General features: G+C 74.3%; 11 protein-coding genes. 9 read left to right on the top strand and 2 right to left on the bottom strand.

The annotated features are described in order from the left end of the window. The 9 genes from ACFXKZ_RS22005 (at position 1) to ACFXKZ_RS21965 (ending at position 14,654) form a co-directional block, all read left to right on the top strand. A complete protein-coding gene (locus ACFXKZ_RS22005) occupies positions 1-2,214 on the top strand; it encodes a hypothetical protein (RefSeq protein ID WP_380002606.1) in 2,214 nt (737 codons plus the stop codon). Continuing rightward, positions 2,211-3,140: a hypothetical protein gene (locus ACFXKZ_RS22000; RefSeq protein WP_380002605.1), complete on the top strand. Its 930-nt coding sequence runs from the start codon at positions 2,211-2,213 to the stop codon at positions 3,138-3,140. Before ACFXKZ_RS22005 ends, ACFXKZ_RS22000 begins: the two co-directional genes overlap by 4 nt. Next, a complete protein-coding gene (locus ACFXKZ_RS21995) occupies positions 3,137-4,105 on the top strand; it encodes a hypothetical protein (protein ID WP_380002604.1) in 969 nt (322 codons plus the stop codon). Before ACFXKZ_RS22000 ends, ACFXKZ_RS21995 begins: the two co-directional genes overlap by 4 nt. Further along, positions 4,102-6,051, top strand: a complete 1,950-nt coding sequence (locus ACFXKZ_RS21990) for a phage tail protein (protein ID WP_380002603.1) — start codon at positions 4,102-4,104, stop codon at positions 6,049-6,051. Before ACFXKZ_RS21995 ends, ACFXKZ_RS21990 begins: the two co-directional genes overlap by 4 nt. Then, the gene (locus ACFXKZ_RS21985; protein WP_380002602.1) at positions 6,048-7,985 is read left to right on the top strand and encodes a hypothetical protein; all 1,938 of its coding nucleotides are present in this window, start codon (positions 6,048-6,050) and stop codon (positions 7,983-7,985) included. The genes ACFXKZ_RS21990 and ACFXKZ_RS21985 overlap by 4 nt, the downstream gene beginning before the upstream one ends. 154 nt (positions 7,986-8,139) lie before the next feature. Next, the gene (locus tag ACFXKZ_RS21980; RefSeq protein WP_380002601.1) at positions 8,140-9,318 is read left to right on the top strand and encodes a hypothetical protein; all 1,179 of its coding nucleotides are present in this window, start codon (positions 8,140-8,142) and stop codon (positions 9,316-9,318) included. A gap of 417 nt (positions 9,319-9,735) precedes the next feature. Further along, entirely contained in the window at positions 9,736-12,426 is a 2,691-nt protein-coding gene (gene ppdK, locus ACFXKZ_RS21975) for a pyruvate, phosphate dikinase (protein ID WP_380002600.1), read from the top strand. A gap of 441 nt (positions 12,427-12,867) precedes the next feature. Beyond that, a complete protein-coding gene (locus ACFXKZ_RS21970) occupies positions 12,868-13,278 on the top strand; it encodes a peptidase inhibitor family I36 protein (RefSeq protein ID WP_380002599.1) in 411 nt (136 codons plus the stop codon). A gap of 506 nt (positions 13,279-13,784) precedes the next feature. Further along, complete coding sequence (locus tag ACFXKZ_RS21965) at positions 13,785-14,654, top strand: YwqG family protein (protein WP_380002598.1); 870 nt, start codon at positions 13,785-13,787, stop codon at positions 14,652-14,654. Between the two features lie 559 nt (positions 14,655-15,213). Here the strand turns inward: ACFXKZ_RS21965 and ACFXKZ_RS21960 are convergent. Next, positions 15,214-15,531, bottom strand: coding sequence for an NIPSNAP family protein (locus ACFXKZ_RS21960; protein ID WP_380002597.1), 318 nt, complete (start codon positions 15,529-15,531; stop codon positions 15,214-15,216). Positions 15,532-15,568: 37 nt separating this feature from the next. Next, on the bottom strand, positions 15,569-16,135 hold the full coding sequence (locus tag ACFXKZ_RS21955) for a GNAT family N-acetyltransferase (RefSeq protein ID WP_380002596.1): 567 nt from the start codon (positions 16,133-16,135) through the stop codon (positions 15,569-15,571). Positions 16,136-16,269: the final 134 nt, after the last annotated feature.

The raw sequence follows: 16,269 nt of genomic DNA, 5'->3' as shown, positions 1-16,269 counted from the left end.
ATGCCCCTGTTTCCGCCGAATCCGGACACCAGGCGGTGGCCCGACCTCGTCGCCGAGGCGCGGGCGTTGTTGCCACTGGAGAGCCCGCGCTGGACCGACCACAACCACTCGGATCCCGGCATCGCGGTGATCGAGATGCTGGCGTGGCTGGTGGACACCGACGTCTACCGGGTCTCCCGGGTGACCGACCGGCATCGCCGCAAGCTGCTCGCGCTGCTCGGTGTACGACCGGCCGCGCCGAGTGCCGCACGGGTCGTGTTGGCGATCCGCCCCGGACCCGGCGCACCGGCCGAACTGCCCGCCGGGCTCGGCTTCGTCGCACACGGGGCGGACGCGCCGCTCGGCCTGGAGACCGTGGCGGCACTGCCGCTGACCGGCGCCACGGTGGCGGCGGCCGGCACCGCGACGGACACCGCCGATGAGTCCAATTGGACCGATCACACCCCCACCCTCCTCGCCGGCACCACCGTGGACGCCCTCGGCCCGGACCCGCACGTCGGCGCCGCACTGCTGCTCGGCTTGGACCGGGCGCTGCCCGCGGGCACCGCGCTGACCCTGTGGGTGGATGCCGACGGCACCGACGACCTCGACACCGAGCCGCATCACAGCGCGCGAACCGTCTGGGAGGTGCGCTCGGGCGGTGCCTGGGTGGCGCCGGCCGAGGTCGACGACCACACTCGCGCGCTGACCCGATCCGCCGCCGTGCGATTGCGGATCGGGCCCGGTGGGTTGCCCGTCGAGCCGCTGGGCGTGGCCGGTGCCCGGGCCTGGTTGCGCTGCCGCCTTGCGCGGGGCGGGCACGACGCGGCGCCGCGGTTGCGCCGGGTGGTCGCGGACGCGGTCGAGGCGACGCAGGCGAGTACGGCGGTCGGTGCCTACGACGTCGCGCCGGGGGTGGTGGTCGGCGGGGCGGGGGCTCCGGTGGAGGGGGCCCGTACCGCGCTGACGATCACCGTGGACAACGCGCGGACGGTACGCACGGTGCATACCGGCGACCCGGCCGCGCCGACCGTGCGGGTGCTGCGCTGGATCGCGCCGACCGCGACGGTGCCCGGGCGGCTCGTGGTCGAACTCGTCGCGGTGGGGGTCGGAGACGGCGCGCCGGAGCAGGTCTTCGCGCTGCCCGGCGGTGCGACGGCCGAGGCGCCCCGGGTGTGGTTGGCCGATCCGGCGGGCGGTGTGGAGGCGGTGCGGTTGGTTCCGGATCTGGACGCGGCCCGCCGGACCGACCTGTCCGCCGTGTTCGACCCCCGCACCGGGACGTTGACGTTCGGCGACGGCCGCGCGGGACGCGTGCCCGAGCCGGGCCGTACGGTGCTCGCCGGCTACCGGGGCACCGCCGGGGCCCGAGGCGGCGTACTCGCCCCGCCCGCACCCGTGGCCGTCGCCGACGACGCCCGCACCCGGGTCCTGCTGGGCGGACCACCCGTCCCTGGCGCACTGGCCGCCACCCTCGTCGGCCCGGCCGAGGGCGGCACCGACGCCGAGGACACCGCCGCAGCGGCGGCCCGCGCGGAACGGGCGCTGTGGGCCCACGAACGCCTGCTCGACGCGCTCGCCGCGGCCGACGCGCAATCGCTCGACGATCTGCCCCGCGCGACCGTGCCGCGCCTGGCCGTGCCGGAACGCGCGGTCACCCTGCCGGGCGTCGAGCGGTGCGCCCTGGACACCCCCGGCACCCGGATCGCCCGGGCCCGCGCCTTCGCCGAGACCGACCCGCGCCTGCCGGGCCTGGTCGCGGCGGGCTGCGTGACCGTCGTGGTGGTGCCGGCGCTGCCGCGCGAGCGCCCCGAACCGACCCCCGGCCTGCTGCGCGCGGTCCGCCGGCACCTGGCCGGGCGGCGAACGGCCGGCACCCGGTTCTTCGTCACCGGGCCGCGCTACGTCGAGGTACGCGCCGAGACGACGGTCGTCCTGCTCCCGGGCGCCGATCCGGTGGTGGTCGCGGCAGCGGTGCGGGTCGCGCTGGACACGTTCCTGCACCCGGTCACCGGCGGCCCGCGCGGTACGGGCCGGCCGTTCGGGCGGGACGTGTATCGCAGCGAGGTGATGCGGGTGATCGACGAGGTCCCCGGGGTGGACCACGTGAGCGCGCTCGCGCTGCGCGCCGACGGCGGGCCGCCCGGTTGCGGCGGGTTGTGCGTACCGCCGAACGCGCTGGTCGTGCCGGGTCCGCACACGGTGAACGCGGTACGGGCGGAGGCGGGTCGATGAGGGTCGGTGGCGGCGCGGCGGCGACGGGGTCCGCGGATCGGGTGGTCGAGGAGGCCGGTGTGCGACTGGCCGCCGCCGATCTGCGCGACCTCACGAGCAACGAGGTGTCGAGCCTGGCCCGGCACACCCGGGCCGCGCATCGCACGTGGGGTGTCGGCGTGGGCCTGGAGGTGTGGAACCTCGGCGACGGGCGGGTGCTCGTGGAGCCGGGCGTGGCGCACACCCGCTGTGGCGAGTTGCTGGTGCTCGGGGCCGACGAGGTGCCGTTCGTGCCGGCGCAGGCGACCGGGCCGCTGACGCTGGTACTGCGGGCCGAATGCGGTGGCCCGAGGGCCCGGACGCGCTGGGTGGCGAGCGGGGTGCCGGCGGGCGCCGAGGACGTACCGCTCGCGGTGTACCACCCCGACACGCGGACGCTGGACGTCGGCGACGGCGCGCGGCGCAACGCGCACGGACCCGGCCCGGCGGTGGTGGTCGCGGGCCGGATGGCGCGAGGCGGGACGGCCGCCGAGGGGTCGCGGATGCAGTGGTCGGCCCGGATCGACTTCACCCGCCCGTTTGCGGGTGTACCGGAGGTGTTCGTCACCGCCGAGGGGCCGCCGCCGGCCCCCGCGGGCGCCACCACCGTGCAGGTCTCGGCGGTCGACGCGGCGGGTTTCCGGATCACCGTGCGGCACGTGCTTCCGGACGACGGCGCGTCGACCGAGCAGCCGAAGGTGTCCGCGGTGCCGATGGCGTTCGGGTGGACGGCGGTATTGGCCGCCCAGCCGGTCCCGGCGCGCCCCGAGCCCCGCACCGACCCATGCCCACCACCGTGCACCCGCCCACCCCTGAACCTGCCCGGCCTCCGCGGCCGAGCCGACACACCGGCCGACGTCCGACCGGGCACTCGCCCGGATCCTCGATCGAGGGGGAAGTTCGTATGACGGGCCCGACGACGAGTGGGGCGGGGTTGCCGCCTACGCATCGGCCGCGCTTCTTTGCTCGGCAGGTGCTTGCCGCGGCGGAGTTGAACGATGTGGTCGCGGTGGAGCGTTCGCGGCGGTGGTTGCACAACCGGGTGTTGCACGGGTGGGGGGTGGCGCTCGGGCTCGAGGTCACCGGAGCTCGGGGCGGCAAGCGGGTGGCGGTCGGTGCCGGGTATGCGCTCGATGCGCTAGGGCGGGACCTGATCCTGGCCGAGGGGGTGGAGGTCGACGTACCGGCCGTCGCCGCCGGGCCGGACGGTGGTGCCGTGGTGTTCTGCCTGACGCTGCGCTGGACCGAGGACGACGAGGCGGCGGTACGGACCCGGTCGGGCGAGTGCGGGGCGGTCGGCGCGGTGCGGTTGGCGGACGGGCCGACCGCGGCCTGGTGTACGCCGGCCGAACTGCGCGACGGGTTGGACGTGTTGCTCGCGACGGTGTCGGTGCGGGGGTGCGCGCTGACCGCGCCGCCCGATCCGGCCGGGCGGCGGGTGCTGCCGGTGTTGCCGACGCCGTATGTGGCCACCGGCTCCACGGGTGCCTTCGGCACGGTGTGGTCGCGGGTCGTGGATCCGGCCACCGGTGTGGTGATCGGGCTGCGCACGCTGGTGGACACGAGCGCGGCGGGCTTCGGCGACACCCCCGCGTATCTGGTCCGCCTCGACGGCGACCGGGAGTTGACCGCCGCCGGCGCGCCGGGCGGCCAGGCGTGCGTGTTGGACGGTACGCCCTACGTCGACGCCCCGGAGCCGGGACGGATGACCGTGATGGTGCCGATGCCCGCCGGCCGGATCGGCGGGGTCGTCGGCGGCGCCACGACGCTGCCGCTGAACCCGGCGCAGGTGCTGGCCGATGTCACCCTGCCGGACCTGGTGCGAAGCACACTCGGCTGGCACATCTCGTGGATGGGGGTGGAGGGGGCGTGAGCGGCGTGAGCGACTACCGCTGGGTCAACGCCCTCGGCCGCTGGCCCGGCGCGCGGTTCGCCGGCGTGCGCACCGACGGCGAGCGGTTGACGCTGGCCCCGGGCGCCGCCTCGCTCGAACCGGTGGCCGTCGCCGACCTGGACCCGGCGGGCGGCCCGCTGGGCATGGTCGTACTCGCCGACGGCACGGTCCTGGTCACCGATCCGGGCCACGGCCGCGTCCTGCAGGTGGACGGCTGCGACCACACGGTATGCGTCCTCGGCTGCCTCGACGTCGCGACGGGCGACCCGGCCGCACTCCGCGAACCGCGCGGTCTGTGGCTGCTCGGCGGCGGACGGCTGTTGGTGGTGGACGACGCGGCGCAAGACCTTCGCGCCCCCGATGGTTCGCACCGAGCGGAATGTCGTCCCGCCGGCATGGTCGTCCGGGCCGACACCGGTGAATACCTCGCGCCGTGGACCGATCCGCCGCCGGCCGAGGACCCTGCGCTGCGGGCCGCCCGCGAGCGGGTCGGCGGGCTCGCGGCGGTACGGGTGGTCGACGGGGTGCTGGTGGTGGGCGGGGCGCGGCAGGTGCCGGGCGCCGGGGTGGTGTTCGTTCCGGACGACGGTGGCGACATCGTGCTGTTGGCCGCAGCGGACCTGGCCGGCATCGCGGTGGATCGTTGCGGGCGGGTGTTCGTCGCCGGCCCCGGTGGGATCGCCCGCCTCGGCCCCCGGCGGATCGGCGCGCGCGGCGTCGCCGTGGTGCCCGCGCCGCGGGAGCCGGTCGGGGTCGAGCACTGGGATCGGGTGCGGGTCGTGCTCGCCGAACCCGCGCCGGCGGGCACCCATGTTCGGGTCTGGACGATGCTCGCGACCGACGCCGCCGGCACCCCCGATCCGCCCGACCCGATGCACGCCGACGCCGACGACGCACCCGTGCCGACCGCCCGGGGACGCTGGCGGGCCGGCCCGCTGGACGGTGTGGATGTACGGGTCCTCGCCGGCCCGGCCCACCCCGGCGACCGGCTCTGGATCACGATCGAACTGCTGGGTGACGGCCGCGGCACCCCTCGCGTGGACGACATCCGGGTGGAACGCCTGGGGCGCGGCCTCCTCGACGCGCTGCCCGCCGCCTACACGGGCGACGACGACGGCTCCGGCACGCTCGGCCGACTGCTCGGCCTGTTCGGCTCCGCGCACGCGGCGTCGGTGCGCGGCCTCGACGACCTGCCCGCCTCGCTCGACCCCGGCGTGGCCCCCGACCGCCCCGACGACCCGTGGCTGGACCGGCTCGCCGGCTGGGTCGACGCGGTACCGCTCACCGCCGCCGACGACGCGGCCCGCCGCGCGAACGTCGCCGGAGCGTACGCCGCGCACGGCCGGCGCGGCACCCCCGCCGGTCTGATCGAGGCGGTCGCACGCGAGACCGGGGTCGCCGTCCGGGTCGTCGAACCGCTGCTGCGCGCACAGGTCTGGCGCCTGGGCACCGGCGGCCTCGGCCGGGACACCGGTACCCGCGTCGCCGATCCCGGCCCGCCCGCCCTGCACACCACCGCCGTCCTCGACGGCGCCGACCTCGTCGCGGCACACGATCGTGGCCTGCCGCTGTACGCGACCTACGCACACCGGGTGTGCGTGCACGTCCCGCCGGAGCGGGCCGACGCACTGCCCGAGATCGCGCGCGTGGTCGAGCGCGAGCGACCGGCACACGTGTTCGCACAGGTGCGGCTCACCCGTCCGGGCGTGATCCCGGGACAGGTCGGCATCGACACCGTCGTGGCGGGCCCGCCGCCCGCGTGGACCGCCGGCGCCGGTCCCGGGTCGGGCGCCGACGTACGCCTGCCCGGCTCGCCCGCCGCACACGTCGGCGGCCCGGTCGAGACCCGCCTCGACACAACGCTTCCCACACCGGGCGGTCGCGGTGCGACCCCCGTCCGTCTGCAAGGGGTTGAGCACACGTGAGCCAGGACCGACAAAACCACACGTCGGACACGGGATGCGGCTGCGGCGGCGAGGACGCGGCCCCGGCGCCGCCGGTGCGCAACCGGTTCTATCCCGGCAAGTCGATGGACGTCCGCCACTGGTACATCGAACAGTCCTACCACCGGCGGACGGCGGCCACCCTGGCCCGACTCGGCCTCGGCCCGGGCGTGTTGTGCGGGCTCGACGTCGAACTGGGCACCGACGGCGCGCTGACCGTCTTCCCCGGCGTCGCGGTGGACGGCCACGGCCGGCTGATCGTGGTCGACGAGCGGGTACGGATCGAGCACCCGAACCAGCCCACGGACTGCGCGGGACACCCGAAGGGCGACCCGATCCAGACCGGCACGGTGGTACTGCGGTTGTGCGGGCACGAGTGCGGGGCCGAGTACGCGCGCATGCCCGTGGTGGACTGCGAGGTGCGCGAGGAGTGTGTGCCCTCGCTCACCCTGGAACGGTTCTCCCTGCGGATCACCGCCGGCGAACCCGATCCGGTCGGGCTGACCGCCGCGCAGTGCGCCGCGATCTTCCCGACCCGGCCCGGCGAGCACTTCGACCGTCGGGAGAAGATCGCCGACACCGTCGAACACGACTGCGGGTGCGTCGAGGAGTGCCTGGCGCTGGCGACGGTGACCTACGACCCGCCCCACGCGCCGGACCTGGACGCGGTCACCGCACGGCCGGTCGTGTACTCCAACCGGGTGCTGTTCGATCTGCTGATGTGCCTGGCCGCGCGGGTGGACAGGTGTTGCGCCGACACCACCGCCCCGCCCCGGATCACCGGGCTGTGGCCCAAGGTCGGCACCGGGGCGAACCCGGACACCTGGCGGGCGTTCGTCGCCGAGAAGCGCTTGGAGATCGCCTTCGACCGGCCGCTCGTGGACGCCGCGTTCGACGCCCCCGACACCTGGCTGGGCCTGTGGCAACTGGACCACCTCGGCGCCCGGCGGCTGACCCTGACCCGGGCCGGCGGCGCGTTCACCCGCGTCACGGTGCCCGTCGGCGGCGAGGGTGTGGCGTACACCGTCGGCCTGCAGAGCGAGGGGCTGCTCACCTCGACGGTGTTCGTGGTGGGCAGCCGGGTGGCGCTCGGCGGGCCCCCGCGCGCGCAGGGTCCGGACGGACTCGCCCTGGACCCGGACCTGGTCGGCACGGCGCTGACCGCGACCGATCGCAACACGCTGTGGGCGTTGACCCCGGGCGCGCCCCGGGACACCACCCTGAACACGCTGATCGACCGGGCGCCGCTCACCGCCGTCCCGCCGTTCCCCACCGGCAACGGCACCCAGGGCGGCGAGATGCACGTATTCACCCCGTTCCCGCCGCCGACCCTGCAGGACGAGGAGCACGCGCCCCGGCTGCTGCGGATGTGGCCCGAGGGCGGCGTACGCCCGAACCGGGCCGGAGCGTCGCGCTTCACGCGGAGGCCGCGGATCCAGCTCACCGTGGACCGGGCGCTCACCGATGCCGCCCTGGCCGAGCCCGGCGGCTGGGTACGGCTGTTCCAGGCGGTGCGCGAGGGTGACCGGATCGCCGGCTTCCGGCGGCTCGAATTGGGCGGCGGCGTGGCCGCGCAGCCCGAGGGCGAGTCGCCGGCGCCGGCCGAGTCGATCACCTACGCCTTCGAGGTGACCGGGGCGGAGCCGGACGGGGAGTTCCTGCTTCAGGTGCGCTCCTCGGACACCGTCCCGGTGCCGCCGTTGGGCGCGGACGCGCCGACCCTGGCGCTGGACGCGGACTTCCTCGGTACCGGGCTGGACAACCACACGCTCTTCTCGATCTGGTCCGGCGATCGGCACCCGCTTCCGCCGCTGCCGGCCGGCGTGCTCGGCACCCGGTCGACGGTCGGCGAGCGGTTGTTCGACGGGAACCCCGGCGGGTTCCTGCACATCGCGTTCACGGTGGCGCCGGGATGAGCGCGGCGGCGGTGAACCGAGGCGTATGCCGAGACGTATGCCGAGACGCCCACCGAGGCGTATGCCGCGATGTATACCTGCACGCGCACCGACTCGCACATCCATACGCACATCCATACGCACACCGATACGCACACCGAGGAGCTGAGGGACGTTGACCGGGTACGAACAAACGATCCGGCCCGTGGCGCCGGGCGGGCCGGGCGGGTGCGGTTGTGGGTGCGGCGGGGGCGGCGCCGGGACCGGTGGGTCCGGGTCCGGTGGTTGCGGATGCGGGGACTGCCTGGCGGGGCACGCGACCGGGCGGCTGCGCCCCCGCTGGTTCGGCGGACAACTCGTCGGCCCGGAGGACCTGACGCAGACCGGGGTCTGGCTGCTGGAGCGCATGCGCCGCCACAACCGGCTGCTGCACGGATGGGGCGTGGTGTGCGGGGCGACCGTACGCACGGTGCCGTTCGGCGACGGCGGCCGGCTGCCGTGGCTGCTCGACGTTTCGGCCGGCTACGTGCTGGGCCCGTACGGCGACGAGATCGTGATCGAGCATCCGGTGCGGGTGGACGTCCGCGACGCGCTGCCCGGCGGCACCGAGGGCTGCCCGCCGCCGACCGACCCATGGTGCGCGCCGGTGCGCCGGCGCCGCGAACCGGGGCGCACGTACTACCTGGCGGTGCGGTACGACGAATGCCTCACCGCGCCCGTGGCGGCGGCGGGGTGCGGGTGCGAGGACACCGCCTGCGAGTACAGCCGGGTGCGGGAGGGCTTCGTGCTCGGTGTGCTGGACACACTGCCCCCGGCGTACCTCGCGGGGATCGACGACACCCGCCAGGAGACGACCGGCTGTTCGTCCCGGATCACCAACAACGGCACCCGGCCGTGCCCGTCGTGCCCCACCGACCCGTGGGTGGTGCTGGCCGACTTCACCGCGGCGGCGGACGGTCGGCTCACCGTCGACCCGCTGTACAACCGCCGCTTCGCCGCCTCGTTCGGCGGGTTCGGCTTCTACTGCGGCCAACCCGGCCAGAGCCTGGCGGGAACGCGGTGGGGCGAGATCACCCGGCAGGCCGCGGCACAGGTCTTCGACGAGAGCCGCGCCGAGGATGTGCTGACCGCCGACGACCCGGCGGCGGTACGGGCGCTGCCGGCGCGCGCCCTGCTCGCGGTCGCGGACACCCCGCACCTGGCCGACGTACTGGGCGAGCGCACGGTGGCCGAACTGGCCCGGACCGACGCGGCGACGCTGATCGAGCGGGCCCAGGCGGCGGCCGTCCCGCCCGGCCCGGTGCTGACCGCGATCGACCGCGCCAACCTGGTGCTGCGGCTGACCGAGGACTGATCCCGGACGGCCGCCGAACCCTGAAGCCGGAGTCGAGGGGAGTCGAGGCAGTCGGGCGAGCCGAAGGCAGCCGACCCTGAACCTCGACTGGAGATCGAGGTGTGTCCGCCGAATCCCCTCCGGGCCTCCCGGAAGCCGCCGGCACCGGATCGCGCATCCGGTCTCCGGGCCCACCCGGCGCTATCGTGAAAGACGGCCGGTGTCGACGCCACGACGGCGTCCGGGGCAGCCCCCGGACCCGGGCGGCGCCGCCGATCGGGCGTGGCGGATCGGGCTCTTCGCGGCGGACCGCGCGTGGAGCCGCGCCGATTCGAGTCCCGAGTCCCGAGTCCCGAGTCCCACCACGCTCGGCGCCGTCGCCTCCGGCCCCGGTACGGCCCCGCCCGTCGCGGGCCGCCGCGCAGGAAGGGGACGCCCATGGCCGGCGCATACGTGTACGACTTCTCCGAAGGCTCCCGCGATCGGGCCGATCTGCTCGGTGGCAAGGGCGCGAACCTCGCCGAGATGACCCGGCTCGGCCTGCCGGTGCCGCCCGGGTTCACGGTGAGTACCGACGCCTGCCGGGTCTTCCTGCGCACCGGCGCGCCGCCGACCGGCCTGGACCGGGAGATCGACGAACACCTGGCCGACCTGGAGAAGACGATCGGACGGCGGCTGGGGCAGCCGGACGATCCGCTGCTCGTGTCGGTGCGTTCGGGGGCGCGGTTCTCCATGCCCGGGATGATGGACACGATCCTCGACGTCGGTCTCAACGACGCCTCGGTGCGCGGTCTGGCCGAGACGAGCGGCCGGGAGCGCTTCGCGTGGGACTCGTATCGCCGACTGGTGCAGATGTACGGGACCACCGTGCTCGGCGTGGCCGCGGCGCGGTTCGAGGGGCTGCTGAGCCGGCGGCGGGCCGAGTCGGGCGTCGCCGACGACCTGGGGTTGAGTGTGTCCGACCTGGTGGCGATCGTGCGGGAGTTCCGGGCGCTGATCGCGGCGGACACCGGCGAGGAGTTTCCGCAGGATCCGCGCGAGCAGTTGGACCGGGCGGTGCTCGCGGTGTTCCGGTCCTGGAACGGCGAGCGGGCCCGGGTCTACCGGCGGCGCGAGCACATCCCCGACGACCTGGGGACGGCGGTGACCGTACAGGCGATGGTGTTCGGCAACTCGGGGTCCGACTCGGGCACGGGCGTCGCGTTCACCCGCGACCCCGGCACCGGACGCCCCGGCGTGTACGGCGACTACCTGCCCGACGCGCAGGGCGAGGACGTGGTCTCCGGGGTGCGGGACGCGCATCCGCTCCAGGACCTGGAACGGCTCGATCCCGCCGCGTACGAACGACTGATCGGGTGCCTGGGATTGTTGGAGGCGCACTATCGCGACCTGTGCGACGTGGAGTTCACCGTCGAGCGGGGCAGGTTGTGGATCCTGCAGACCCGGGTGGGCAAACGCAGCGCCGAGGCGGCCTTCCGGATCGCCTGCGCGCTGGTGGACGAGGGCGTGATCGACTGGCCGGAGGCGCTGGCGCGGGTCGACGGCGGGCAGCTCGACCAGCTGACCTTCCCGCGCTTCGACGCGCACGCCGACACCGAACCGCTCGCGCACGGTGTGCCGGCCTCGCCCGGGGCGGCGGTCGGCGCGGCGGTGTTCGACGTGGCCGCGGCGACTCGGCGGGCCGAGGCGGGGGAGCCGGTGGTGCTGGTCCGGCCCGAGACCAGTCCGGACGACCTGCCCGGGATGATCGCCGCCGAGGCCGTGGTCACCGGCCGGGGCGGCAAGACCAGCCACGCGGCGGTGGTCGCGCGAGGCATGGGCAAGGTCTGCGTGTGCGGCGCGGCCGACCTGGACATCGACATCGAGGGCCGGCGGGCCACGGCGGCCGACGGGACCGTGGTCGCGGAAGGCGACACGATCTCGGTCGACGGCACGGCCGGCGCCGTGTACCTCGGCGAACTGCCGCTGGTGGCCTCGCCCGTGACCCACTACCTGGAGACCGGCGAGCGTACGCCCGGCGTGGTCGAGGCGGTCGCCCGCTTCCTGGACGCGGCCGACGCGACCCGCCGCCTGGACGTGCTCGCCAACGCCGACACCGCCGATGACGCGGCCCGGGCCCGGCGCTTCGGCGCCCGGGGGATCGGCCTGTGCCGTACCGAACACATGTTCCTGGGCGATCGGCGCCGGCTCGTCGAGGACCTGATCCTGGCCCGCGACGACGCCGACCGCCGGCGAGCCCTGGACGCCCTGTTGCCGCTCCAGCGCCGCGACTTCACCGACATCCTGGCGGCCATGGACGGCCTGCCGGTGACCATCCGGCTGATCGACCCGCCGCTGCACGAGTTCCTGCCCGACCACACCGAATCGGCGGTGCGCCTCGCCCGGGAGCGCGCGGCGGGGCGGGAACCGAACGCGCGCGAGGCGCGGATGTACGAGGCGGGTGAACGTCTGCGTGAGCGCAACCCGATGCTGGGGCTGCGCGGGGTGCGCCTGGCCCTGGTCGTCCCCGGCCTGATCGCCACCCAGGTGCGCGCGATCGCCGAGGCGACGGTGGCCCGGCTGCGGGCCGGCGGCGACCCCAAAGCGGAGATCATGATCCCGCTGGTGGCCACCGTCGAAGAACTGCGCCCGGCCCGGGCGGAGGTGGAACGGGTCCTGGCCGAGGTCGGGCGGGAGGCGGGCGTGGCGGTGCGGTGTCCGGTGGGCACGATGATCGAACTGCCCAGGGCCGCGCTCACCGCGGCCGAACTCGCGGGTGAGGCGGACTTCTTCTCGTTCGGCACCAACGACCTGACCCAGACCACGTGGGGCCTGTCCCGCGACGACGCCGAAGCCTCCTTCCTGGCCGCCTACCTGGAGCGCGGCATCCTGTCCGTCTCCCCGTTCGAAACCCTCGACCGCGCCGGCGTCGGCCGGCTGATCGAGAGCGCCGTCACCGAGGCCCGCCGCGCCGAGCCGGACCTCCGCATCGGCGTCTGCGGGGAACACGCGGGCGACCCGACGTCGATCCACTACCTCGCCGGCCTCCCCATCACCTACGTCTCCTGCTCCCCTTACCGCCTACCGAGCACCCGCCTGGAAACCGCCCGCGCGACGGTGGTGGGCGGCGCCCCGGGGGACACGCGCTGAGCGGAGCCGGAACGCCGCGCCGGTCGCGCGTCGTCGGAATCGGAATGCGTGACCCTTCGGAATCGGCCATGCGGTGATGTCCGAGAGTGGGCGGAGGGATCTGCGTGATGTGGATGTGCGGGCCTCCGGGGGTGTGCCGAGGAGGGGGTTCTTCACTTTCGGCTCGCTCGGCTGTTTTCCGGGATTTCACCGGGTGTAGTCGACCGGTCACATGATCGTCGAGAGCATTGTCCACTTTCGGTAACGAGGCCGAAACAGAGCGTGTCGCCACTGTCCGTAAATGGGGTTTCACGCACCGCTGTCGATACGGAAATGTGGCCTGCGTCGAAGCCGGGCCAACCAACCGCACGGCTCCCCGGGGCGGCGGCGGAGGCTGCGGCTCGACGAGATCGGTACGAACTCAGCCAGGTAGAACGCACAACAAGGAATGAGGACACTTCGATGTTCCGCTCACTCGCCACCGTGGCGTCCGGCGTGGTTGCCGGCACCCTCATGGGCGCGCTCGTCTTCGCGCCCACCGCACGGGCCGACGCCGCTGCTCCCGACACCTCCTGCCCGACGGGGAACCTCTGCGTCTACAGCGGAGAGAGCCTTACGGGAACGCGCACGGTCATCTCGGCGCGGGCGATCGAGGAGCGCAGTGACGCCGGATACACGATCCAGGAGCCGGTTCTGTCGATCGCGAACCGCACCGGCTTCGACGTGCTCCACGGCGTGAGTCGCTCCGTGGTGTGCATTCGGTTCCCCTGTTACCAGTACACCGTGGACGGGCGCGTCGAGGCCGGGCGCGACCTCGCGTCCGCCGACACGGCCGGTCGGCCGCTGGTGGTCGGCAAGGACTTCGGCCGGTAGGACCACGGCCGACAGGGCTCGGGCACTTCGGTACGACCGCCCGGGGTCGCCGTCCCGCGAGGGATGGCGGCCCCGGGCCATGGCATATCAGACGCGGTGTCGCCATCCTGGGCGCCCATGGTGTCGTGGACCGTCGCGCTGCTCGCCGAATACCGCAGGGACGACGACCGGGGGCCGAAGCAGCCGTGGGTACCGCCGATCTCCGGCCCATGCACGGCTCATGGTGCGCCGGCGCGGCGGGGATCGGGGGCGTTGTGGGCGGCCGGGCGGGCGCTCGATGATGCGACGGTGCGCGGGCCGCCCCAGACACGCCGACCGGCGTACCGGCCCGTCCGGCCCCGGAGTGGCCGGTCGACCGGGCTCCCACGGACTCGCCGGCCTGCTGCAGGTCACCCCTGCGCCTCGCCTGGGACACGGGTGATCCATGGGACCGGGCGCGGCCGCTCGGTTGGCTCCGGAACCGGCCTGCGGCCGAGATGTCGGGGGCGGGCGGGATCATGGTCGACATGACCGATGAGCGCCACTCCCGGACGGCCGCCGAGCACCTGCCCCCCGAACTTGCCGAACGGTGGATCGCGTTGCTGCGTCCCTGTGTTCGGCTGCGCCGAGCCGGTGCCGACGAGCAGGTCGTCGCGGTCCTCGGCGGCGCGCCGGAGTTGCCGAGCGGGGTCGATTGGCCCGACTGGCCGGGGGTCGGGCCGTTGTCGTTCATAGCCTCGGTGCGGTGTGCGGCGCTGCCGGCGGCCGGGCGGGCTCCCGGCTTTCCGCCCGACGGGACGCTGCTGTTCTTCTACTTCGACGGCCGATTCGAGAGTGCCGGCGATGCCGAGCCGGCGTTCGTCTCCATTTACGATCCCGCGACGTGGGCCGGATTCCGAGTGTTGTACGTCCCGGAGGGCACGCCGCTCCTCCCGGCGGACGTGCCCCGCGGGCCGGCACCGTACCCGCGGGTGGAATTGGCGGCGGAGGTCGAGCAAAGTGCCCCCGATCTCTGGCTGCCGCAGGCGCGGAAGGCCCTGCTCGGCACCGGCGACCCGTGGCCCGAACCTCGCGAAATCCCGCTCGCGCTGCGGCCGTTCCGCCGCGCCTTCGCGAAGCTCAACGGCCGCATCGGCCATCGGATCGGCGGCCACGCCGTGCCGATCCAGGGCCCGGTGGAATACGAGGCCGCCAACGCGGAACTCGGCATCGACCGCCCCTGGGGCGACGCGCAGTTGGACGCGGAGGCCACACGCTGGGTCCTCCTCGCCCAGTTCGACAGCGACGAGGACGCGGACATGGAATGGGGCGACGCGGGAACCTTGTACTGGCTGATCCACCCCGAAGACCTCACCACCCGAAACTTCACCCAAACCCGCCTGATAGCCCAGTGCTGAGCACCCAGAGCCGCGAGTGAACCGGTTGCAGGTCGCCGCCACCGGCGCGCGAGCGCTGCACGGATGCCCTCGCTGTCCAGCCACCGGTCGAAGCGGTCGCGCAGCTCGGTGACTTGGTCGACAGCGGTACCGCGGTCGCCCTCTCCAGCGTCGCGGTGCCCAGCACGGTGCGAGGTCGAGTGGACCCGGCGCTCATCGACTACTTCGAAAAGCAGCTTGCGGGGCACTGCAGGGCGGACATGATGCTCGGTTCCCGCGCGCGCCGAACTTCCCGGGTACCGGGAACGATTCGCCCACGAGATCGCCGCCGCACGGGCGGTGGACGGGGCGTTCACGGCCGCCGTGGTCGGCTCCGGGGACACCGCGTTCGTCCAGGACACCCGCGAACTCGCCGCGGTGGGCGCCCGGGACGGCCGCGTCGTCTGGCGCCTGCCGTTGCTCGACGACGAGGACTCCCCGCCACCCCGCTCGGTGACGACGGATTGGGCCGGGGCGGCAGGGGACGGACCTACGAGGCGGGCGATGGGGCGTCATGTGGAGGCGGTCGCGGGCCTGGGGTCTACGGCTGCGGGTTGGTGTCCAGGGGGCGTAGGAAGCGGCGTTCGTAGCGCTTGATGCAGCCCGTGGTGCGGGCGAGTTCGATCGCGGCTTGGCATTCCGGGTCGGTCGCGCTGTCGATGCGGTACTGCTCGTAGGCGGCGAACCCGGGGAACGAGAAGAGGGCGTAGGCGATGTCGCTGTCGCCCTCGCTCGGCAGGAAGTAGCCGTGGTGGGTGCCGCCGAAGCGGTTGACGAGGTGGATCCAGCGACGGCCGTACTCCTCGAAGTCGGCGAGCTTGTCGGCGTCGATCTCGTACTTGAGGTGAATGGTGATCATGCGTTCATGATGCCGGGTGACCGGCCGGCGCGGCGGATCAGCCGGACTTCAGTCGCATGGCCAGCAACTGGCCGGGCCACTCGGGTTGGTCGGGGCGCTCGACGGTGAAGGGGGTGACCGGGGTGAAGCCCAGGCTTTGGTATTGGCGGACCAGAGCGCCGTCGTCGCCTCCGTAGCAGTCGACGCGGATCAGGTCGACGCCGCGGCTCGCCGCCTCTCGGCGGGCGTCCGCGATCAGGGCGGCGCCGACGCCCGCGCCGACGAAGCGGCGGTCGGTGACGAGGAGGTTGATGAACAACTCGGGTTCGTCGACCGGGTCGATGTACGCGGAGGGCGTGTCGGAGAAGACACAACCACCCGCCGGGACACCGTCGATCTCGGCCAGGCGGGCGTGCCCGTGGCGGATCACCGACTCGACGCGCGCCTCGCCCCCCGGGCGGGTGGACCACGGTTCGGTGCCCCATTGGCCGGGGCGGCCGGCGGCGGTCAGCCAGGCCACCGCGCTGTCGAGCATGGTGAGGAAGACCGGCACGGCGCCGGTGTCCACGTCGACCGTCCGCACCCGTACCGGCACACGTGTGCCGTTCTCGTGTTCCCGTGCCATCGGGGACCCCTTTCCGATCACCCCGATCCTCGCACGCGACACGATTCGTGGAACAGGAGCGAAAGCGTCGATCGGCGGTCGGTTCCACCGCAATCCCGATCGTCGCACTGCGGACAGGGTCGGTTCCAGCGTGT

Origin of the sequence: Embleya sp. NPDC059237, assembly GCF_042754105.1 — a bacterium.
Taxonomy (GTDB): Bacteria; Actinomycetota; Actinomycetes; order Streptomycetales; family Streptomycetaceae; genus Embleya.
Note: the sequence above shows the minus strand (reverse complement) of the source record. Positions and strands in the feature narration are given on the sequence as shown.

What these genes read in the sequence shown, in the direction of transcription:
- ACFXKZ_RS22005 (WP_380002606.1), top strand. Translation starts at nt 1, where the DNA reads ATGCCCCTGTTTCCGCCGAATCCGGACACCAGGCGGTGGCCCGACCTC.
- ACFXKZ_RS22000 (WP_380002605.1), top strand. Translation starts at nt 2,211, where the DNA reads ATGAGGGTCGGTGGCGGCGCGGCGGCGACGGGGTCCGCGGATCGGGTG.
- ACFXKZ_RS21995 (WP_380002604.1), top strand. Translation starts at nt 3,137, where the DNA reads ATGACGGGCCCGACGACGAGTGGGGCGGGGTTGCCGCCTACGCATCGG.
- ppdK (WP_380002600.1), top strand. Translation starts at nt 9,736, where the DNA reads ATGGCCGGCGCATACGTGTACGACTTCTCCGAAGGCTCCCGCGATCGG.
- ACFXKZ_RS21970 (WP_380002599.1), top strand. Translation starts at nt 12,868, where the DNA reads ATGTTCCGCTCACTCGCCACCGTGGCGTCCGGCGTGGTTGCCGGCACC.
- ACFXKZ_RS21965 (WP_380002598.1), top strand. Translation starts at nt 13,785, where the DNA reads ATGACCGATGAGCGCCACTCCCGGACGGCCGCCGAGCACCTGCCCCCC.
- ACFXKZ_RS21960 (WP_380002597.1), bottom strand. Translation starts at nt 15,531, where the DNA reads ATGATCACCATTCACCTCAAGTACGAGATCGACGCCGACAAGCTCGCC.
- ACFXKZ_RS21955 (WP_380002596.1), bottom strand. Translation starts at nt 16,135, where the DNA reads ATGGCACGGGAACACGAGAACGGCACACGTGTGCCGGTACGGGTGCGG.